Source organism: Spirabiliibacterium pneumoniae (assembly GCF_014884995.1).
Taxonomy (GTDB): Bacteria; Pseudomonadota; Gammaproteobacteria; order Enterobacterales; family Pasteurellaceae; genus Spirabiliibacterium; species Spirabiliibacterium pneumoniae.
Genome location: NZ_JABMII010000017.1, coordinates 1 through 21,223 on the forward strand (window position 1 = coordinate 1; position 21,223 = coordinate 21,223).

Below are 21,223 nucleotides of genomic sequence, written 5' to 3' on the forward strand. Positions count from 1 at the left end.
AGCCAGCCAGCCAGCCAAGGCTAATGAATTAACTTATCCTGTCAAGGAAAATCTTATCATTCACGGTGATAATCTTGATGCCGTGAAATCCCTATTGCCTTTTTATGCAGGGCAAGTCAAATGTATCTTTATCGATCCTCCATACAATACCAAAAAAGCTTTCGAACATTATGATGATAATTTAGAGCATAGTCTGTGGCTCTCTTTGATGTACCCCCGACTCGAGTTGTTGCGCGAACTGCTTGCGGAAGACGGCTCGATTTGGATAACCATTGATGATAAAGAGGGGCATTATTTTAAAGTGATGTGCGATGAGATTTTCGGGCGGGATAATTTTGTGGCAAATGTGGTTTGGCAGCATAGTATTCAAGGTAAAAATGACTCAAAATTATTTTCTTTACACCATAATCAATTGTTAGTGTTTCGAAAAAGTGAGAGATTTCAAAGAAACTTATTACTGAGACTTGATGAGCATAATGTAAATTATAAAAATCCCGATAATGACCCCAATGGCGCTTGGCGTTCAGGAGATTTTAGAAGCCCTAATTTACGAGAAAATCTACGTTATGAAGTTACAACCCCAAGTGGAAAAATAATTCATCCACCTGAAAAAGGTTGGCGTTGGAGCAAAAAGACTTTTATGGAAAAAGTAGCGAGTGGCGAGATTGTATTTATTGAGGATGAAACAAAAATTATCAGAAAAATTTATTTATTTGCCCAAAAAGGACGTATTCCCGAGACTATTTGGTTTGGTAAAGACGTTGGCACAACACGAGATGCAAAAGATGAAGTTAAAGCCTTTAATAGCGATGAGGTATTCGACACCCCAAAACCTGAAAAACTGCTGCAACGGATTCTGCATTTAGCCACCAACGAGGGCGACCTTGTCCTCGATAGCTTTCTTGGTTCGGGCACCACCGCTGCTGTTGCCCACAAAATGAATCGCCGTTATATCGGTATTGAAATCGGCAATCACGCCAAAACTCATGTAATACCACGTTTGAAAAAAGTCATTGAAGGCGAACAAGGCGGGATTTCTGTCAGCCAAGAGTTTTATGAATTGGAAAATGATGAGTTGAAGAGCCTCGATTTGGATATTGAGGATCTTAAAAAATTCAATAAGGTTTTAAAGTCGATTGGCCAAACAGATTTGCTGGATAAGGCAACACTAAAAAAAATTCAGACGGCAGCTAAACTTAAAAAAATCAGAAGTGAAAGTGTGTGGCACGGTGGTGGTAGTTTTCGCTTTTGTGAATTAGGTGAAATGATTTTTGATGAGTTTGGTGCCATCAATTCTGCTATTCAATTTGACGATTTGGCGGCGCATATTTGGTATGCAGAGAACTATTTCCCTTTGCCTGCATTGCAAAACAATGCTGAGAAATCACCACTTATCGGTGTGCATAATGGCAAGGCATTTTACTTGTTGTTTAACGGCATTTTGGGTGATAAACGCCCTCAAGGGGGTAATGTACTGACTTCTTTAATTCTAAAGGAATTGCCACGGCTTGATGAGTTTGTACAAGCAGGTTTGGACATTGTTGTCTACGGTGAAAGCTGCCGTTTAGCTTCAAAGAAACTCGCAAAATACAACATGACGTTTAAATTGATTCCACACGATGTATCGGCAAAGTAAGGGGAAGAAAATGAAACTAAAAGCTTATCAACAAGAGGCCATGGAGAGCGTTAGCCGTTATTTCACTGCTTGCGTCAAACAATCCTCTGCCGAAGCCTTTGAGCAAATGCAGCCTGATTTTGCCTACAAAATACCAAGCCCGCATGAAAATTTAAAAGCCATTCCCTACGTTTGCGTGCGGATTCCCACAGGCGGTGGCAAAACCCTATTGGCGGCTCACAGCATTGCTCAAGTGGCAAAAGATTATCTGCATCAAGACTTCCCGATTACCCTTTGGCTTGTACCTAGCAAAACAATCAAAAGCCAGACAGCAGAAGCCTTAAAAAACCCGAAACATCCTTATCGGGTAGTGCTTGATAAAACTTTCAATCGCGAAGTATTGGTGATTGAATCAGAGCAATTTGAATTGATTCGTCCACAAGATTTAGGCAATAAGGCGATTGTGGTGGTCTCCACCTTGCAAAATTTCCGCATTGAAAAAGAGAAAGACGAAGGACGAAAAATTTATGCTTTTAATGAAAAATTAACACCGCACTTTGAGCGAATCCCCGCCCAACTGCTCCCCTTTTTAGATAAGGTTTCCACCAGTGATCTACAAGAAAATGGTTTACAGACCAAGCAATTGGGTCAGGTAAAGTGCTCTTTTGCGAATTTACTCAAAGCCTATCGACCGCTGATTATTGTCGATGAAGCCCATAATGCAAGGACTTCCTTAACCTTTGATGTGTTTGCCAATTTAATGCCGTCTGCGATTTTGGAATTTACTGCCACACCCAATCAAGATAAAAAAACGGGCAGTAATATTTTGTATCACGTTAGTGCTGGTGCATTAAAAGAAGAAGAGATGATTAAACTGCCGATCATGTTACGAGAACATAAAACATGGCAGCAAGCAATAGATCGTGCTGTTATTGAGCGCGGTGCATTAGCTCAAAAAGCGCAAAATGAATTAGATTATATTCGCCCGATTGTGTTATTTCAGGCTGAGCCTAAAAGCCAAACTCGAGAAACAATTACAGTAGACGTACTCAAGAAATATTTAGTAGAAACATTGCATATTGATGAAAAAGAAATTGCGGTCGTTACAGGAGAGCAACATGAATTGGATAATGTGAACATCGCTGATAAATCGTGCCCAATAAATTATGTTATTACTATTGAAGCACTAAAAGAAGGCTGGGATTGCCCCTTTGCCTATGTCTTCTGCTCTGTACAAAATGTAGGTAGTAGCAAGGAGGCTGAGCAACTATTAGGACGAGTGCTTCGTATGCCCTATGCTAAGCGTCGTGTAATTGAAGATTTAAACCGAGCCTATGCTCACCTTTCTTCACCTCACTTTGGCACGACGGCACGCAGTTTAGGCGATCGCTTAATTGCGATGGGATTTGAAGCCTTAGAAGTGGCACAAATGCTCAAAACATCACCACAGCAAGACGAACTTGATGGCTTGGATATGCCGCTGTTTACACCAGCGTCACCAACAACGATATTTGAATTAAGCAAAATACCTGATGTGGCTATATTAAATGATGATGAGCGTAATCAGTTAACAATCACCCAGCAAGATGACGTGATTTTGGTGCAGGTGCAAGGCAATATTGGTGCCAATCTGAGAAAAGTGATCACAACAACTGCCACAGGTAAACAGAAAGAAAAGCTGGAAAATAGCATTATCATCCATAATGCCAATATCGCCGAAAATGCGTCGCCAGCTCAAAAAGGAGCAATTTTTCCCGCTATTCCACAACTTTGTATGCAAATTCAAGGCGAGTTAGAATTGGCAGAGACAGAAATACTGTTGGATTATTACGGCTGGAATTTATTAGATTATCCAGCCAAGCTGGAATGTTTTAACTTACAAGATGACAGCCCAGCCTTTGAAATTGATGTAGTAGAAAATGACCATATTTCCTATCATTTCCAACAAGTGCAGCAGTTCTCTTTTTCTGATGATTGGCTAGACATGACAGAGAATGATTTTGTGCGTTGGCTAGATAGTCAGCTTAAATTGCCAGATGTTTCACAAGTTCAATCACAAACCTTTTTGCGCAGATTAATTAGTGATTTATTGACAAGATGTGAAAACTTAACCACTCTTGTTAACCAAAGATTCAACTTAGTACGAGAAATCACAAATCTGATTAATGATTATCGCGAGCAGGCAGTCAATTTACAATACCAACGCTCTCTATTTGGGGATAATGGAGATGTTCAGATCTGCTTGGATACGCAATATCAATTTGAATTTAACCCTAACCACTATTTGCCTCATCCACCTTTTTACAACGGGCGTTACCGATTTCAAAAAGCCTACTTCGCTCAGATTGAAGATTTAAAATCCCAGGGTGAAGAATATGAGTGCGCCACGATCATTGACAGCTTGCCACAAGTGAAATATTGGATTCGCAATCCTGTTCACCGTGGTTTTAGCTTGCCGCTTGCCAAAAATAATTTTTATCCTGATTTTATTGCTGTGTTAAACGACGACAGAATTTTGATTGTGGAATATAAAGGTGAACCCTACAAAACCAATGATGACAGCAAGGAAAAATGCTTAATTGGTGAACGTTGGGAAGCATTAAGCAATGGTAGATGTTTGTTTATTATGGCAAGCAAAGAAGATGAGAAAGGAAGGGATGTAAGAGCTCAGCTTTTAAATAAGATTTCCCAATAGTTGTTTTTAAATCACGCTGCCCGCCGCAGGCGAAAGCGTGATAAAGATAACGGAGTTATGACCATGCGCGCGGAGCGCCAGAACAAAACGGTGAAAAACAAAAACCGCACTTTGTTAATGCAAAGTGCGGTCACTGCTTACCCTAGCAACAAACTATCGTCGCTAATTTCTTCACCGCGCGTGCGCTCAAACATCGCCAACAAATCTGGCACGTCCATGCGGGCGCGCTTGTCACCACTGACGTCCAGCACCACTTGCCCTTGATGCAACATCACGGTGCGATCACCGTGATCCAGCGCCTTGCGCATGGAGTGGGTCACCATCAATACCGTCAACTTATTCCCACGCACAATTTGATCCGTTAACGCCATCACAAAATCTGCCGTTTTTGGGTCAAGGGCGGCGATATGTTCGTCGAGCAGTAAAATAGTAGAGGGTTGCAGTGATGCCATCAGCAAGCTGACAGCTTGGCGCTGCCCACCAGAGAGCATGCCCATGCGATCATTGAGACGATTTTCCAACCCGAGCTTGAGCATAGACAGTTTGTCTTGAAAAAGCTCGCGTGTGGCTTTATTGCTGAAAAACCCCAAGCCACGGCGGCGACCTCGGTAATACGCCAGCGCCATATTTTGCTCAATGGTCAAGCCTTCACAGGTGCCTTGCATTGGATCTTGAAACACGCGTGCAACCATGGCTGCACGGCGGCTGGTGCTTTGCTTAGTGACGTCTACTCCGCTTAAGAAAATTTTGCCACAATCGACGGGATAATCACCACAAATGGCGTTGAGTAAGGTGGATTTGCCTGCACCGTTACTGCCGATCACGGTGACAAATTCCCCTTCGGCAATATCCAGCGAAATACCGCGCAGGACGGGATTTTCAATCGGTGTGCCGCGGTTGAAAGTTTTGTGCAAATTGATTAATTTCATCATGACGGCATCCCCTTACCGCGTGCAAGCATTTTGGCTTTGATTTGCGGCGCAACCAGCACCAGCACCACTAAAAGTGCGGTCACAAGGTTCAGATCTTGTGCGCGGAAACCTATTTCACGCAAGGTGTCACTGCTCAGCGCAATAGCAATAAAAAAGCGATATAAAATCGAGCCGATCACCACCGCAAGGGTGATCACCACAATATTTTTTGAAGGAATCAAGGTTTCGCCAATAATGACAGCCGCCAAGCCAATCACAATTGTACCCACGCCGATAGACATATCCACCCCGCCTTGACTTTGCACATACAGCGCACCGCCTAAGGCAATCAAGCCGTTGGAAATCGCCATACCGAGAAAAACCATTTTACCTGTGGAAATGCCCTGCGCTTTTGCCATGCGGGCGTTGGCGCCCGTTGCGCGCACCGCAAGGCCTGTTTGGGTGTTAAAAAACCAATCTAGGAATAACTTACCCACAATCACAAAGCCTAGCGCCATCAATGGCTGCCAGTAGCGCAGCGTCTCGAAATTATCACCCGCCCAAGTGTCGTAAATAATCGGCTCGCCAAGCAGGGAAACATTGGGCGAACCCATAATGCGTAAGTTGACGGAATACAGCGCGAGCATCACCAAAATGCTCGCCAGCAGTTGTAAAATTTTCAGCGAAACGTGCAACCACGCAGTGACAAAGCCCGCCATAGCCCCTGCGAATGTGGCTAAGATGGTGGCCACCCATGGATTCACGCCATTGATAATGCACACGGCACACACGGCACCACCGAGCGGAAAACTGCCGTCGGCGGTAAGGTCAGGAAAATCTAAAATACGAAATGAAATCAGCACGCCGAGTGCGACGAGGGCATAAATCAAGCCAATCTCAAGCGCGCCTAAAAATAAAACCGTTGTCATAAAAAAATACCAAACCGCACTTTGAGTTCAAAGTGCGGTTGCAAAGCCGTTATTATTCAATAATTTGGGTGGCTTTTTCTCGCAGCGCTTGAGGAACGTTAATGCCTTGCGCTGTGGCGGATTTCACATTCAAGAAGAAATCCAGATCATGGTCGGTACGAATGGTGTTGAGATTCGATACCGCCTCGCCACGCAACACTTGGGCTGCAAGTTTACCAGTTTCTACGCCAACATTGTATTGATTTGTTGCGATTGCGGCAATCGCGCCTTTTTTCACGGAGCCTAAATCGGAAGCAATCAATGGAATTTTGCTATCACTCGCCACTTTGTAGAGCGCTTCATAGGCAGAAACCACGTTATTGTCTTCAGAGGTGTAAATCACTTGTACCTTGCCCACAAGGCTTGCTGCCGCCGTTGAAATGTCCACCGTGCGTTGGGCTGGCATGGCAAGCACTTTCAAACCTTTCTCAGCGGCTGCTTTTTCCAGCATATCAAGCACAGCAACGGAATTAGCCTCACCTGGGCTATAAATAAAACCAATGGTTTTTAAGTTTGGAATCAATTTTTGCATAACCTCAATTTGTGGCTCTAGTGGTGCTTGATCCGACACGCCAGCGATGTTACCTGGATTTTTACCGAATTGTTTGACTAATTTGGCGTGAATCGGGTCTGTCACGCCTGAAAAAATCACAGGAATTGAACGCGTTGCCGCTGCTACAGGCTGCGCGCTAGGAGTGGTGATAGGAATGATCACATCTGGGTTGTCGCCAACAAATTTGCGTGCGATTTGCCCTGCCGTGGCGCCACTGCCTTGCGCGTTTTGATAATCAATTTTGATGGTTTTGCCGTCCACAAAGCCTTCTTTTGCGAGTTGATCCACAATTCCTTGGCGGATTTCCTCTAATGCAGGGTGCTCAACAATGGTGGTGATCGCGACTTTTTTTACGCCGTCTGCTGCATGAGCTGTGCTCATTAATGCCAGTGCGCTCAAGGCTGAAATAACAACTTTTTTAACCAATTTCATACGAAGAACCTTCTCTATTTGTGATTTAATGTACTAGTAAACTAGTATATTGATTTTTCACCGCAATGCAAGTCTTTTTGTATAAAAAAACCCTGCCTATTGGCAGGGTTGTCACATAAAGTGCGGTTAGTTGGCTTTGATCCAGTGATCCATATCGGTTTTCAAATTTTCCGAACGGGTGCCAAAGATGGCTTGAATACCACTACCGACCACCACAACACCTGCGGCTCCAAGAGCTTTAAGCCGTGCTTGATCCACTTTGGTAATGTCGTGTACGCCCACGCGCAAACGAGTGATACAGGCATCCAAACTCTTGATGTTTTCTTTGCCACCAAATGCCGCCACCAAATTCGCCGCCATTTCGTCTTCTTTGCTTTCAGACACGCTGTTGCTGTCGGCGGTGACTTCTTCACGGCCTGGCGTTTTGAGATTCATCACTTTGATCAATACTGTAAACACGGTGAAATAGATCGCGGCATAAATCGCGCCCACCACAGGGAAAAGCCACAATTTATGTGCGTTGGATGATTGCACCACAAAGTCAATAAAGCCGTGGGAGAAGGTCATGCCGTGTACCATGCCAAGCATATTGGTCACCACATACGCAGAGCCTGCTAAAATGGCGTGCACAACATACAAAATCGGCGCAACAAACATAAATGAGAACTCAAGGGGTTCGGTGATCCCTGTTAAGAATGATGTCAATGCAGCTGAAATCATCAAGCCACCCACGCGAGCGCGGTTTTCAGGTTTTGCCGCGCGCCAAATCGCGATAGCAGCGGCTGGCAGACCAAACATTTTAAACATATAACCGCCTGCCAGCTGTCCAAAATAGCCCATTTCTGCGGTGCGACTTGCTTCTGTTGCGGAAACATAGCAGGTCACGATGCCGTGCAGCACTTCGCCGTTGGCATTTTGACAAGTGCCTGCTTGGAAGAAGAACGGCACATTCCAAATGTGGTGCAAACCAAATGGAATGAGCGTACGTTCAACCACGCCGTAGATCCCAAATGCTAGCTGTGGATTTTGCTCTGCTGCCCAATTCGAGAACAGGTCAATCACATGCCCCACTGGCGGCCAGATAAAGGCCAAGCCCACGCCCAGTAAAATGGTCAGTGAACCCGTGACAATCGGCACAAAGCGTTTGCCTGCAAAAAAGCCCAAATAGGCTGGCAGCTGGATACGGAAGAAACGGTTAAACGACCATGCGGCCACGCCTCCGACTAAAATTCCACCAAGTACCCCCGTGTCGATGGATTCCACACCCACGATAGGTGCCATCACTTTAAGGGTTGCGATCATAATGCCGTAACCTACGGTGGCAGCCAAGCCTGCTACCCCGTCATTGTTGGTAAATCCCAGTGCCACACCGATGGCGAACAACAATGCCATTTGCCCAAACACTGAGCCACCGGCTTGTTCAAACAAGTTAGATACAATTTCAGGCATCCAAGAAAAGTGTGCCGCCCCGATGCCGAGCAAAATCCCAGCCACAGGCAACACAGAAACAGGCAACATTAATGCCTTTCCGACTTTTTGCACATTTGCAAAAATATTTGACATAAAATGACTCCTAATTGAAGGGGAGAAAATAAAGTAATTGTTATATTGCTCTTACCAGCAAGTTTGCAAAATATACCGAGCACACGCGCACTCGGCAACGGTTTTTTCAAGAAATTCTCAATAATTCGGGCGAGATCACATTTTTTTAAAACTAAAAAATAATTCCAATATATATAAAATTAATTTCATAAAATAAATTGCACAAAAATATCATCAAGGTGCTGACACAGTATCGCTTTGCCTAACACTTGCGCGTGCTGCCAGCTTTTTATGAGCACATCAGGAGTAAATTGGCGCGCAGCACATTCTGCTACTGCGCGATGGCTGATATGCCACGGCTCACACCCGATCGCTTTGCTGCTGTTTTGCATAAACGGGAGGTAAAAGTCAAAGTGCGGTAAGGCATCCATCAGCCACGCACTGAGATCGGCAAAATAGCCGCCCGCTTGATACTCCCACGGTTCAAGCTGCAAGGCTTGCCCCGCAGGCAAGCGCGTTGGGTCATAAAAATCAATTTCACTGCCCCAGTGGTGACGGCTGGCGCCCGGCATCGCCGACCAGCGCAAAATCGCTTGAATTTTCTGCCATTCATCACAGCCTCTGAAATCCAGCGCGCAACCGTTGTCATCATGCACTTTACGCTCGCCACTCATTTTGCCATTCCAAATAAGACGCTGGCGTTCAAAATCACGAAATGAACTGGCTGGTTGCAAATCAAACCCCGCCTTGACCGCACTTTGTTGCAAGCCTTGAAACGCACTGAGTGTTTCACGATGCAACTTGTGGTGGCTGGCGTAAGGGCTAGGCAACGGCACTAAATGGGCTTGCGTTTGACCTGTGAGCATCTCGCTAGTAAAATTCATTGGCTACCCCAACAGCTGCTTGAGCCAGTGCAGGTGAACGTGCGCAAGCGCACACAGATCACGCACGCTGACGCATTCGTCCACTTTGTGAATGGTGCGATTGAGTGGCCCAAACTCGACCACCTGCGCCCCCATTTGCGCGATAAATCGCCCATCCGACGTGCCGCCGCCCGTGTCGAGTTTCGGCTCAACATTCAGCACAGCGCCAACCGCATTTTTCACTGCGTTAACAAATTCGCCCTCAGGGGTCAAAAACGGATTGCCCGATAGGCGCCATTGTAGGTTATAGTTCAAACCATAGTGCTCCAAAAGTGCGGTGACCCGTTGCTGGATTTTCTCAGCGGTTTGCTCATTGCTAAAACGCAAATTAAACTGCACAAAAAGCTCACCTGGAATCACGTTATTGCTGCCTGTGCCCGCGTGAATATTGGCAATTTGCAAGCTCGTCGGCGGGAAGTACTCATTTCCGTTATCCCACTGGATACTCACCAACTCATCGAGTGCTTTGAGTGCTTTATGCACAGGGTTTTCCGCCAAGTGTGGGTAGGCAACATGGCCTTGAATACCAAACACATGAAGATCACCTGTAATCGAACCACGTCGGCCATTTTTAACAACATCACCCAGTACATTACTGCTTGAAGGCTCACCCACCATGCAATAATCTATGGTTTCACCGCGTTGCATTAATCGTTCCACCACCTTGACGGTGCCATCGGTGGCAGCGGCCTCTTCATCGGAGGTGATCAAAAAGGCGATTTTACCTTTGTGATTGGGATTTTGTTGCACAAATGCACACGCTGCCACCACCATCGCTGCCAGTGAGCCTTTCATATCGGCCGCACCGCGCCCATAGAGCATATCACCGACGATCTCTGCTGAAAACGGTGGGTAATGCCACTGTGTTTCATCACCCACAGGCACCACATCCGTATGCCCTGCAAAAGCAAGGCATGGGCTGCCCTGCCCGTGAGTCGCCCATAAATTGAGCGTATCGCCAAACGGCATCCATTCACAGTCAAAACCGCACTTGGTCAATTTTTCAGCAATCAAAGTTTGGCAACCCAAATCTTGCGGGCTGATTGAAGCTCGGCGGATAAGCGCTTGTGCAAGGGAGATAATTTCGTGTTGCATCATTCCCCCTGAAGCACCTGTGCGTATTGTTTTTCGTTAAACCCGATCAACGGCTCACGGGCACCTAATACAATCGGGCGTTTGATCAGGGTTGGGTTGGCCAGCAGCAATTCGCCTACATTATCAGGTGAAAGTGCGGTTTTAGTGGCGTCATCAAGGTTACGCCATGTGGTACTGCGCTTATTCACGAGCGTTTCCCACGGAAAAAGTGCGGTCAGCTTTGCAATCAAGGCTGCATCGATGCCGTCTTGACGGTAATCATGCAACTGGGCAGGCACGCCGTGCTCAGAGAGCCAATTGAGAGTTTTTTTGACGGTATCGCAATTTTTAATGCCATATACGGTTAACATCACATCTCCTTAAATCCAAAGGCAATGTGGCATTGTTGCACAGATTAAAAACGCTGTCGAATGGCAAATGCACTTAACTTTTATTTTTCCGCCTTGGGTGGCGCACGCTACTTTTTAGCAGGCCTTTTTGTTTCAGCTCGCGTCCAATGCGAATGGCCGTTTCCGTTTCACAGCCAGCATATTCGGCAATTTCGCGATAAGTCCATGCGTAATCAGGGTAATTTTCACTTAAAAAATAGACGCTATCGATGACACGGTCGAGGCTTTTCAAATAGGCACTTTTCGCTAAACGATACTCCGCATCACCGAGTTCATTGGCAAGCGTATAAAGCAGCTTTTGGCCCGTTTCGGGGTTATCTTTAAGAAAACTGAGCAAGTCATGGGGCTGAATGCGCACCACTTCCGCCTCCATCATTACCTTGGCACTACAATGATAAAAAGGCCTGCCAAAAAGCGTGCGAAAGCCAAAATAATCGCCTTTTTGATACAGGCGCAACAGGCTTTCTTTACCGTTTTCTAACGTGTGATAAAGCCCGATCAATCCGCTTTCCACATAATAAAATTCGTTAGCCCGTTCGCCTTGTTTATAAATGGTTGTGCCCTTTTCAAGGGTGTGAAGATAGGTGAGTTGACAATTTTTTAACGCCTGATGTGGTGTGTGCATACAAAATCCCGATAACAACTTTTCTCAATTGTGCCACGATGGGGGCAGAAGAAAAGCTGCAATCAGCAAAAGTGTGATAGAGATAACAGATAAAAGGGCATTACGCCCTTTTATACTTTAATCATCAGTGCAGCGGCGCCTTTAATGCCTGCCGTTTCAGAAAGTGCGGTCGCGCTGATCGTTAATGTTTTCAGCGATACCCCTAAGGCAAAGTGCGGTAAGATGCGCCATACGCGCTCAATAATATAATCCCCTGATTTCGCCACACCTCCTGCCAACACGATGGCTTGTGGGTTGAGAAGATTCACCAGCACCCCAATGCCAAAAGCTAAATGACGGCAAAATTGTGCGATCACTTGCTCGGCCAGCTCATCGCCTGCTTGCGCGCATTCAAAAACGTGATGCGCTTCGAGGCGTTCCAAACAATTACTAAAATTTTGGTAAAGCATACCACTTGGCTTTTCTTTAAGGGCTTTTTTGGCCGCACGCACAATGCCTGGTGCCGAAACATACGTTTCTAAGCAGCCTTGCAAGCCACAGCCACATTGATAGCCATTTTCTTCCACGCGAATGTGACCAAACTCGCCAGCAAACCCTGCACTGCCTGCAACCACCTGCCCATTGATAATTAAACCTGAGGCCACGCCTGTGCCAATCGGTATAACAATTGCGTTGTCGTAGTGTTGGCATTGCCCAAACAGTTTTTCACCCAGCGTAATAACGCGCACGTCGTTGTCCACTTTCACGGGCTTTTTAGCAATACGCTCAAGCAAGGCTTTAGCGTTAAAATCATTGCCCCACGAAAAGTTGGCTGCAATTTTAACAATTGCATTGTCCACCACAGGCCCAGGAATGCCGAGCCCTATGCCCTCCAGTGCGTCAATCTCTAAACCTTGCTCACGAACAAGCTGGTTGATACTCTCCCAAATGCGTGTAAATGTGCGCTCAGCGCCGTCGGCGGAGCGCGTTTTGATTTGGGTTTGCGCCAGCACATTAAAACTGTCGTCCACCAGCCCTATTTTTGTGTTCGTGCCACCAATATCGACACCCGCATAATAACGCATCTCGCCTCCTTACACTTCATCAATAATTCGATATACCCAATTTGCCAGCGGATCTTTTAGGCGTGTCATCTCTGCATACATCTCTTCTAGCATCTCTTTTTTAACCTCGCGATAGGCTTCATCATAGAAAAGATTATGCAGCTCCTCGACATCATTTTTGATGTCGTAAAGCTCACACACATCACTGGCGTTGAACACCAATTTGTAATCCTTCCGCCGCCACATTCGCTGTTCAAAATAGACGAAATGCCCAGCTAACTGCCCGAGTACACCTTTACGCGTGTTATTTTTCCCCTCACGCACAATCGGCAGCAAACTCTCTCCTTCAAAGGCCTCAGGCACCGCTTGCCCTGCAATATCAAACACGGTTGAGGTGAGATCGTGGAGATAAATCAAATTATCATCTTCTTCATTGACACGATGAGACTGTGGATCTTTGATAATCATCGGAATGTTGTAGGTAGTTTCAAACATAAACTCACCTTTTTCGATCATTTTATGCGCCCCCATGGCATCACCATGATCGGCGGTTGCCACAACAAAGGTTTGATCATACAGCCCTTTTTCTTCCAAAAAGGCAAACAGTTCACCGATGGCATCATCAATTAAGGTGATATATCCCCAAAACTTACAAATGACTTCTTTCCAATGTTCTTCACTAGCACTCCACATACCCCACATTTTGGAAATCGTTTTATAATGCCCTGGTTTGCCTTCCAACGGGGTGAAGAAACTTTTATCCAGCACCACATCATCAGGGTTATACATGGAATAATACGGCTCAGGCACGATGCACGGTGTATGCGGCCCCCAGAAATTGACCCACGTAAAAAATGGCTTGTTTTCATCTAACGATTCTCGAATATAGCGTTTCGCCTCATCAATAATAAAATACGGAATAGTCGCTTCTTTGCTACCCGAGAGCAATCCACACAACTCCTGTACACGCAAGTGCGGATTGTCCCCAAAATAGGCGCGGCTCACTTCAGGAATATCAAAGCCTTTTTCCTCCAGCCATTCTTTGTAACGGTTGGAATGAGTTGGCGGTTGATCAAACACCAAATTTTTATACACGCCACTGCCAGGATAACCATAGCCATCAAAATTATGCCCTTTGATGTCGTAGTCTTCAGGCACACAACGCGTACCCACATGCCATTTCCCCACGACATAGGTGTTGTAACCACGCACATCGGCAATATTGGCTTGATCTTTGCTGACCTCGCCTGTTCCGCCCTTTTCGCCGTTGCGGATAATGCCGTGCGACGACGGCATCAATCCTGTGAATAATGATGTCCGCGCAGGCCCGCAGACAGAGGCTGGCGTAAACGCATTGTTAAAACGGATCCCTTCTTTAGCCAAACGATCAATATTGGGTGTTTTCACAATTTTATGCCCATAGGCGCCCAGCATGTCTTTTCTGACTTGATCCAACAAAATATAGACAACATTATTCATCATTTACTCCTAGGCTTTTTTACGCATAACCACAATAATTATGACTTGGATAACGGCATACGCCAGCAGAATCATCGACGGGTTGCCCCATTCTGACGCAAGACCAATCGGTGAAAGTAGCGAATAGAGTGTCACCAACCCCAATACCAATGACGCTACGGTCATCTTAGCATATTTCCAGTTGGAGAGATCAACATCCCCTTTGTTTACTATACTGTCTTGATAAGGTTCAGCGCGTTTTAAGAATGTACCTAGCACAAGCATGACCACCACATCAAACACGAACAACCATGCCATCACATACACAAAGTTCGCTTTCACTTTCAGCACCCACACTAGGGTAAAATACAAGATAATGTGCAGCAATACAGCAATACGTGCGGCTTTACCTGACACCGTGCGGTTAAAAATCCCCACAGCAAACAACGCCACGATTGGAATATTCACAAAGCCAGCAAAGCGTTTCACCACTAAGAAGATACCATCGGTGCCGAACATTAAAAGTGGTGCAATAATCATCGTCACCACCGCCATCACGGCAGAGATTTTTTTCGCATAGGTGATCAGCTCTTTTTCAGACCGCACTTTTTGACTAATCGACGGCAGCAAGTCTTTACAATAAATGGTCGCCGCAGAGTTTAAGAACGAGTTAAAGGTACTCAAAATAGCGCCGAACAAAGCCGCAACGAAGAACCCTTTAAGTGCGGTTGGCATCACGCGGTTAACCAATTCTGGGTATGACAAATCGATTGGGTCAAGGCCAGGGCCGACAATATGGAAGCTCAACAGTCCTGGTAGGTTTAAAATAATTGGCAACAACAGCAAGAAGAGTGCTGCAATCAAAATCCCTTTTTGTCCCGCTTGAAGATTGCGTGCGCCCAACGCACGTTGCACAATCGCTTGGTTGGTTGTCCAGTAGAAGAAGTTTACAATCAAAATTCCTGTAAACATCGCTGGCCATGGCACAGCGTCGGTGGCACTTCCAATGGCATTAAATTTTTCCACATGGGTGGTAGTGATCACTCTCACCCCTTCAGTAAAGCTGCCATCGCCAAGATACGCCAACGCAAAGATGGGCACTAGTAGCGCACCAATCACCAAGATGATGGCATTAGCGGTATCAGACACCGCCACCGCTTTCAAGCCCCCAAAAATCGCATAAATGGAGCCGACAATCCCGATGGCAATCACGGTATAGACAATAGATTCAGCGTACGTGATCCCAAAAATGGTTTCAAGATTAAAAATTTTGTTAAACGCAATCGCCCCTGTGTAAAGTGCGGTTGGAATAGCGATAAAGAGATAGAAAATCAAAAACAGCGTCGACATAATCAACCGAGTTTGACGGTCAAAACGGTTTTCAAAAAATTCAGGAATGGTGGTGTAGCCGTTTTTAATGTATTTTGGTAGCAAATACAACGCCAAAAAACACAATGGAATGACGGACTGTACCGTCCATGCAATGATGGAGAAATTGCCTTTATATGAATTCGCATTTACCCCGATTAATTGTTCTGTTGACAACGAAGTCAACACCATGGAACAACCAATGACCAAACCGCCCAAACCACGCCCAGCCAAAAAATAACCCTTTGAGGTGGTTAAATCATCGTTTTTGGTTCGATACCACGACACGAGTGCCACAAGTCCCGTGACCACGAGAAAGCTGATTATTGTAACAAACATATTTGCTCCTTAAACCGCACTTCACATCTAAATATTGCGAGAAACTTAAAATAATGATGAATATCAATATATTGCACAAACACTGCGCAAGCTGACAGTGCATTTTTAGGGTAGTCGTTTTGTTAGCAAATCGTTATAATAATGATCATATAATCGACGTGATCTTAATCACGAAACACACTATTTTTCCTTCTCTTACAACCGCACTTTATATTTTTGTGAGGCATTTCACATCCAATTTCTGACCGTGATCATAATGGTTTGATAGCACGCTCCTTAAACTGACAATACATATTCACGCAAAGGAGAACATTATGTTTGCATTTATCACCTGCTTTGCCTTTATGGCATTTGTTGCGTGGTTCTCGTGGTATAAAACCAAAGGAACCATTTCCACCTCCAGTGGCTATTTTCTCGCGGGCAACAAACTCGGTGCTTTGTTTATTGCAGGCTCTTTGCTGCTGACCAACATTTCCACTGAGCAATTGGTCGGTCAAAGCGGCGTGGCTTATGCGGGCAATATGACCGCATTGGCTTGGGAAATTTGGGCCATTCGAGGCATTATTTTACTCGCCATTTTGTTCTTGCCAATGTATCTCGGCGGCGCATTTTCCACCATGCCTGAATTTTTAAGCTCCCATTACGGCGAAGGCACGCGTAAACTTATCGTGTATCTCTTTATGTTTGGTTATCTGTTTGTATGGTCGCCAACCGTGCTTTATGGTGGTGCACTGGCCTTGATGAAAATTCTCAATATCGAACACTGGCTCGGGCTTTCCAAAATGGAAGCGCTGTGGCTATGCACCGTAGTAATTGGCATTATCGGTGCGATCTACGCCGTAGCTGGAGGGCTAAAAGCGGTTGCCGTGTCTGATACATTGAACGGTATCGGGCTTTTGGTGATTGGCTGTATGATTCCTGTATTTGGTTTAATGGCGTTAGGTGACAAAATTCAAGGCAACTTGGTTGAAACGTTGCATTACATCGCCGTCACCAACACAGAAAAACTGGATGCTATCGGCGTGGGATCAAAACTTGACGCTATTCCCATTGCTGCCGTATTCACAGGTTTAATGGTGCTCGCCACCTTCTATTGGGGCACCAACCAGTTCATCATTCAGCGCGCGTTAGGGGCAGAAAGCCTACGATCAGGGCAAAAAGGCTTGTTATTGGCGGGCTTCTTTAAAATGATTGTGCCGTTTATCGCACTCTTCCCTGGTCTGATTGCATTCCATCTCTATGGCACAGGCTTTGAAAGCAAAGATTTAGCCTACCCAACATTGGTTGCCAATGTATTACCTGCGCCATTGTTAGGCTTGTTTGTTGCCGTATTGCTCGGAGCGGTATTCTCAACCTACAATTCATTGATTAACTCCGCTTCCACCTTGTTTGCTGTGGATATTTATAAACCGATTATCAATCCTCAAGCTAACGATGAAAAAGTCATTAAAGTATCAAAATTTTTCGGGATTGCTTGCTCAGCCCTAACCATTGTGATCGCGCCGAATCTGTTCTACGCGCCACAAGGCTTGTTTATTTTCTTACAACAATTCACTGGTTTTATCGCCATTCCCATTGTTAGCCTTGTATTACTCGGTTTGTTTGGTAAACGCCTGCATGTGAGTGAATTTGCAGCTAAGTTTATGATTATCTTCCATGTCATTGTTTACTATCTATTAGTCTTTGGCTTGAAAAAATACATTCATATTCACTGGATGCACGTTTACGGCTTACTCTTTATCTTTGAAATCATCATGCTGATTGTGTGGGCTAAAGTGCGTCCAGGCGAAGCTAAAGCGGTGCTGGCAACCCATAAAGCCAAAGTGAATATGACGGCATGGAATTACTCATTACTCACCAGCGGCATTTTGCTTTCTTGTGCAACGCTTATCTATGTTATCTTCTCAAAAGTAGGCTTAGCCTATGCCGAAGATGTTGTTTCACCTGACTTTTGGACGTATTTCCTGATCGCTGCCGCCATTTGCGCTGTGGTGTGCGCATGGCTACACTTAAAAGTGCAACCTATTTATAATCGCTATATCGCTAATCGCTATGCGAATAATAAGGAGTGATGATGATGGCTAAAAAACCCAATATTTTATTTATCCTGCTCGATGATTACGGCTGGACAGACACTGGCTGTTATGGCAGCACTTTCTATGAAACACCGCGCCTTGACCAATTTGCGCAAGAAGGCGCGCGTTTCACCGACGCCTACGCCTCTTGCCCTGTGTGCTCGCCAACCCGTGCGAGCATTCTCACAGGCAAATACCCTGCGCGGTTAGGGATGACCCAATGGCTTGGGGGGCGTTCTGAAGGGAAATTGGCTGATGTGCCTTACATTGATCATCTCAGCACCGATGAATTTTCACTTGCCAAAGCGCTCAAAGAAGGAGGCTACCGCACTTGGCATGTCGGCAAGTGGCATCTTAGCAAACACGATGAACGCCGCTTTGAAACCTACCCTGACAAACACGGTTTTGATGTCAACATCGGCGGCTGCGATTGGGGGCACCCATTTAAAGGCTATTTCTCGCCTTACGGCATTGAAACTTTAGAGGATGGCCCAGAGGGAGAATACCTCACCGACCGCTTAACGGATGAAGCGATCAAACTGATCCGTGAAGGCAAAGAGAGCGATCAACCGTGGTTTATGTATCTCTCCCACTACGCGGTGCATACGCCAATTGAGTGCCACACCAATTTGGTGGAAAAATACCGCAAAAAGGCGCGTAGTCTCGGGCTGGATCAAATCAATCCATTTGAAAAAGGCGAGCACTTCCCGTGTGTACACAAGCAAGATGATTATGTTCTGCGCCGCACCGTGCAAAGCGACCCAACCTACGCCGCAATGGTGGAAAATCTTGACTGGAACATTGGCCGCGTGCTTGATTGCTTAAAAGAAAACGGTCTTGAAGAAGACACTATCGTGATTTTTTACAGCGACAACGGCGGGCTTGCCACGGCGGAAGGCTCTCCAACCACGAACAAACCATTGTGTGAAGGCAAAGGCTGGATGTATGAAGGCGGCACCCGTGAGCCATTGATTGTGCGTTGGCCGGGCAAAATCGCCCCGAATGTGCTGCTGGAAACACCCGTGACCTCCACCGATTTCTATCCAACATTATTAGAAGCTGCTGGTTTACCACTGCGCCCAGAACAACACTGCGACGGCGTGAGCATTTTGCCAATTCTCACCCAAACGCAAACCGCACTTGACCGAGCGCTTTACTGGCACTACCCACATTACAGCAATCAAGGCTGCACACCGGGGTGCTCAATTCGTGATGGCGAGTGGAAATTGCTTGAGTTTTTTGAAGATGGCAAACTGGAGCTTTACAACATTCACAACGACGTAGGGGAAAAGCACGACCTGAGCACTGCGCACCCTGAAATCGTGAAAAATCTCAAAGCAAAATTGGATCAGTGGAAACTTGATGTCGGTGCTCGCATCCCACAACCAAATCCAAACTATCACAGTGCATAACCTCACGCCACACCTAGCTTGCCTAGGTGTGGCAATAAATTCGCAGCAGCAAATATGACTATGATCATAAGGCGTGGCTGAAATTTCCGTCACAATACGCACAACGAGGCAGAATAGTAACGATTATGACAGTATCACTAATTTTTATTTTGATTATCTGCGGCATTTTGACCAACCTCATGTCAGCACTTTTTGGCATTGGCGGTGGCGTGTTGATGGTGCCAACGCTACATACATTATTCCCTGAAATCCCTCTGCAAATGGTGGCTGCAACCTCGTTGACCATTGTCATGGGAACCGCACTTATTAATTTAATCTCGTTTCACAAACAGCAGATTAAAATCAATATGCGCAGCATGCTATTATGGTCTATCGGCATGATTATCGGCGTGCAAGCCGGCTTTGAAGTCAGTTTTTTGGTAGCAGACTGGATCATCATTACTGTGTTTGTGGTAACGCTACTGATTTTAGCCATTAAAACCTTCTTAACCTCACCGTTTAAACACAGCGAAAAAGAAGGCGAAAAAATCAAAAATGACACATGGCAAGGCATTGCCGTATGCCTGTTTGGCGGCAGTGTGGCTGGCATGACAGGTATCGGTGGCGGATCAATTATGGCTCCACTCGTCAACCAACTTCCCAGTGTCAAGCCCCATCAAGTGTCCGCCTACACTAACTGGATGATGGTCATCGGCGGGCTTGGAAGCCTTTATGGGTATCTCTCCAAAACGCCAAGCATCCACCTTGCTAACTCATGGCAAATAGGCTACGTCAACTTTTCCATCGTCAGCATCGTCGTGCTCAGCTCATTTGTAATGAGCTTCTTCTCCATGAAAATCCGCGGCATCCTCAAACCCAAACTCGCCAACACTCTATTAGGTTTAATATTACTGGTCATCGCCCTTTACATGGTCGCGCTGCAATTCGTCTAAAATTATCAGTAACACCGCACTTGTATCATTAAAGTGCGGTGTTACCAGTACATTTTCCAGAATATTTATAATTCGACCGCACTTTTATCCGTATTTTAGTTTGCAATACCTGCCGAGTTTTCTGTTATTTTAGTTGAGTAATCAAGATGATGAGTAGCAATTTGAGTAATCTGCTATTATCAACATCGACTGTACATAATTCGTGCTTATCGGTGGTGTTATTGTACTCAAACGAATAAACTACTCTAGTATACTCCCCTTTAGCTTTCAAATAAGAGAGCTCTAAACAGCATAACCGCTAAAAATTATAATCAGAGAAAAGACTTTTGACTATCTCATTATATTACACCCTCAACTATTTAAGTTAACTATAACTTTCGTTGATACTTTTTGTTTTTATTAAAAATAAAAGCGAATTGTATTATATCAAGCCACCCAATAAATTAGTAAAGCTAAATATTTACAATATAAACTTTATTCCTAAAAAGGATGGGCTATGATAGTGAGCTATAACCTAGCATACTTTTGTTATTGATTACTGCGTCACCACATTACTGTTATAGCATCTCCAAAGTGCGGTCATCGCTACAGGTAAAATTCAGGCATAAAAAAACACCTTGTATCGCTACAAGGTGTCTTGTTCGGTAAAACCCGGCGGTGTCCTACTCTCACATGGGGAGACCCCACACTACCATCGGCGTTACAGCGTTTCACTTCTGAGTTCGGCATGGGGTCAGGTGGGACCACTGCACTATCGCCGCCGGGATAATTCTTTTTTATCCGTTACTTTGTTTGCTACGTTTTGTCTTTTTTGTTTGTTCTTTTTAATGTTCTTCTTGGTCACAAGC

16 protein-coding genes and 1 rRNA gene are annotated in these 21,223 nt (G+C 45.3%); 5 read left to right on the forward strand and 12 right to left on the reverse strand.

All coding sequences use genetic code 11. The annotated features are described in order from the left end of the window. Positions 1–58: 58 nt before the first annotated feature. Positions 59–1,636 carry a site-specific DNA-methyltransferase gene (locus HPC38_RS09620; protein WP_408021853.1) on the forward strand — a complete coding sequence of 526 codons (1,578 nt, stop codon included), beginning with the start codon at positions 59–61 and terminating at the stop codon, positions 1,634–1,636. 10 nt (positions 1,637–1,646) lie between these two features. Next, positions 1,647–4,310, forward strand: a complete 2,664-nt coding sequence (locus tag HPC38_RS10500) for a DEAD/DEAH box helicase (RefSeq protein WP_235977724.1) — start codon at positions 1,647–1,649, stop codon at positions 4,308–4,310. A gap of 137 nt (positions 4,311–4,447) precedes the next feature. On the opposite strand, the gene HPC38_RS09635 is transcribed toward HPC38_RS10500, so the two are convergent. From HPC38_RS09635 to HPC38_RS09685, 11 genes are all read right to left on the reverse strand, one after another. Next, positions 4,448–5,242 (reverse strand): ABC transporter ATP-binding protein, encoded by a 795-nt coding sequence (locus tag HPC38_RS09635; RefSeq protein ID WP_208121068.1) that lies wholly within the window; start codon positions 5,240–5,242, stop codon positions 4,448–4,450. After that, entirely contained in the window at positions 5,239–6,150 is a 912-nt protein-coding gene (locus HPC38_RS09640) for an ABC transporter permease (protein ID WP_208121069.1), read from the reverse strand. Before HPC38_RS09640 ends, HPC38_RS09635 begins: the two co-directional genes overlap by 4 nt. 52 nt (positions 6,151–6,202) lie before the next feature. After that, on the reverse strand, positions 6,203–7,174 hold the full coding sequence (locus tag HPC38_RS09645) for an ABC transporter substrate-binding protein (RefSeq protein ID WP_208121070.1): 972 nt from the start codon (positions 7,172–7,174) through the stop codon (positions 6,203–6,205). Positions 7,175–7,300: 126 nt separating this feature from the next. Continuing rightward, positions 7,301–8,737 carry a PTS glucose transporter subunit IIBC gene (gene ptsG / locus HPC38_RS09650; RefSeq protein ID WP_208121071.1) on the reverse strand — a complete coding sequence of 479 codons (1,437 nt, stop codon included), beginning with the start codon at positions 8,735–8,737 and terminating at the stop codon, positions 7,301–7,303. A gap of 185 nt (positions 8,738–8,922) precedes the next feature. Then, positions 8,923–9,600, reverse strand: coding sequence for a M15 family metallopeptidase (locus tag HPC38_RS09655; RefSeq protein WP_208121072.1), 678 nt, complete (start codon positions 9,598–9,600; stop codon positions 8,923–8,925). A 3-nt stretch (positions 9,601–9,603) separates the two neighbouring features. Then, positions 9,604–10,734 carry a succinyl-diaminopimelate desuccinylase gene (gene dapE, locus HPC38_RS09660; protein ID WP_208121073.1) on the reverse strand — a complete coding sequence of 377 codons (1,131 nt, stop codon included), beginning with the start codon at positions 10,732–10,734 and terminating at the stop codon, positions 9,604–9,606. Beyond that, the gene (locus tag HPC38_RS09665; RefSeq protein ID WP_208121074.1) at positions 10,734–11,084 is read right to left on the reverse strand and encodes an arsenate reductase; all 351 of its coding nucleotides are present in this window, start codon (positions 11,082–11,084) and stop codon (positions 10,734–10,736) included. Before HPC38_RS09665 ends, dapE begins: the two co-directional genes overlap by 1 nt. A 73-nt stretch (positions 11,085–11,157) precedes the next feature. Further along, positions 11,158–11,748 carry a Crp/Fnr family transcriptional regulator gene (locus HPC38_RS09670; protein WP_208121075.1) on the reverse strand — a complete coding sequence of 197 codons (591 nt, stop codon included), beginning with the start codon at positions 11,746–11,748 and terminating at the stop codon, positions 11,158–11,160. Between the two features lie 110 nt (positions 11,749–11,858). Next, positions 11,859–12,812 carry an ROK family protein gene (locus tag HPC38_RS09675; protein ID WP_208121076.1) on the reverse strand — a complete coding sequence of 318 codons (954 nt, stop codon included), beginning with the start codon at positions 12,810–12,812 and terminating at the stop codon, positions 11,859–11,861. Positions 12,813–12,821: 9 nt separating this feature from the next. Continuing rightward, the gene (locus HPC38_RS09680; protein WP_208121082.1) at positions 12,822–14,270 is read right to left on the reverse strand and encodes a sulfatase-like hydrolase/transferase; all 1,449 of its coding nucleotides are present in this window, start codon (positions 14,268–14,270) and stop codon (positions 12,822–12,824) included. Between the two features lie 9 nt (positions 14,271–14,279). After that, positions 14,280–15,956 carry a solute:sodium symporter family transporter gene (locus HPC38_RS09685; protein WP_208121077.1) on the reverse strand — a complete coding sequence of 559 codons (1,677 nt, stop codon included), beginning with the start codon at positions 15,954–15,956 and terminating at the stop codon, positions 14,280–14,282. A 314-nt stretch (positions 15,957–16,270) separates the two neighbouring features. On the opposite strand from HPC38_RS09685, the gene HPC38_RS09690 reads away from it, so the two are divergent. The 3 genes from HPC38_RS09690 (at position 16,271) to HPC38_RS09700 (ending at position 20,375) form a co-directional block, all read left to right on the forward strand. Then, on the forward strand, positions 16,271–18,028 hold the full coding sequence (locus tag HPC38_RS09690; protein WP_208121078.1) for a solute:sodium symporter family transporter: 1,758 nt from the start codon (positions 16,271–16,273) through the stop codon (positions 18,026–18,028). 2 nt (positions 18,029–18,030) lie between these two features. Continuing rightward, positions 18,031–19,443, forward strand: a complete 1,413-nt coding sequence (locus HPC38_RS09695; protein WP_208121079.1) for a sulfatase — start codon at positions 18,031–18,033, stop codon at positions 19,441–19,443. A gap of 125 nt (positions 19,444–19,568) precedes the next feature. Next, positions 19,569–20,375, forward strand: a complete 807-nt coding sequence (locus tag HPC38_RS09700) for a sulfite exporter TauE/SafE family protein (protein ID WP_208121080.1) — start codon at positions 19,569–19,571, stop codon at positions 20,373–20,375. A gap of 649 nt (positions 20,376–21,024) precedes the next feature. Here the strand turns inward: HPC38_RS09700 and rrf are convergent. Further along, positions 21,025–21,140 (reverse strand): 5S ribosomal RNA (gene rrf, locus HPC38_RS09705). Between the last annotated feature and the right edge of the window lie 83 nt (positions 21,141–21,223).

Bases quoted from the DNA above. Each gene is read 5' to 3' on its own strand.
- HPC38_RS10500 (WP_235977724.1), top strand. From the start codon at position 1,647: ATGAAACTAAAAGCTTATCAACAAGAGGCCATGGAGAGCGTTAGCCGT.
- HPC38_RS09635 (WP_208121068.1), bottom strand. From the start codon at position 5,242: ATGATGAAATTAATCAATTTGCACAAAACTTTCAACCGCGGCACACCG.
- HPC38_RS09640 (WP_208121069.1), bottom strand. From the start codon at position 6,150: ATGACAACGGTTTTATTTTTAGGCGCGCTTGAGATTGGCTTGATTTAT.
- HPC38_RS09645 (WP_208121070.1), bottom strand. From the start codon at position 7,174: ATGAAATTGGTTAAAAAAGTTGTTATTTCAGCCTTGAGCGCACTGGCA.
- ptsG (WP_208121071.1), bottom strand. From the start codon at position 8,737: ATGTCAAATATTTTTGCAAATGTGCAAAAAGTCGGAAAGGCATTAATG.
- HPC38_RS09655 (WP_208121072.1), bottom strand. From the start codon at position 9,600: ATGAATTTTACTAGCGAGATGCTCACAGGTCAAACGCAAGCCCATTTA.
- dapE (WP_208121073.1), bottom strand. From the start codon at position 10,734: ATGCAACACGAAATTATCTCCCTTGCACAAGCGCTTATCCGCCGAGCT.
- HPC38_RS09665 (WP_208121074.1), bottom strand. From the start codon at position 11,084: ATGTTAACCGTATATGGCATTAAAAATTGCGATACCGTCAAAAAAACT.
- HPC38_RS09670 (WP_208121075.1), bottom strand. From the start codon at position 11,748: ATGCACACACCACATCAGGCGTTAAAAAATTGTCAACTCACCTATCTT.
- HPC38_RS09675 (WP_208121076.1), bottom strand. From the start codon at position 12,812: ATGCGTTATTATGCGGGTGTCGATATTGGTGGCACGAACACAAAAATA.
- HPC38_RS09680 (WP_208121082.1), bottom strand. From the start codon at position 14,270: ATGAATAATGTTGTCTATATTTTGTTGGATCAAGTCAGAAAAGACATG.
- HPC38_RS09685 (WP_208121077.1), bottom strand. From the start codon at position 15,956: ATGTTTGTTACAATAATCAGCTTTCTCGTGGTCACGGGACTTGTGGCA.
- HPC38_RS09690 (WP_208121078.1), top strand. From the start codon at position 16,271: ATGTTTGCATTTATCACCTGCTTTGCCTTTATGGCATTTGTTGCGTGG.
- HPC38_RS09695 (WP_208121079.1), top strand. From the start codon at position 18,031: ATGATGGCTAAAAAACCCAATATTTTATTTATCCTGCTCGATGATTAC.
- HPC38_RS09700 (WP_208121080.1), top strand. From the start codon at position 19,569: ATGACAGTATCACTAATTTTTATTTTGATTATCTGCGGCATTTTGACC.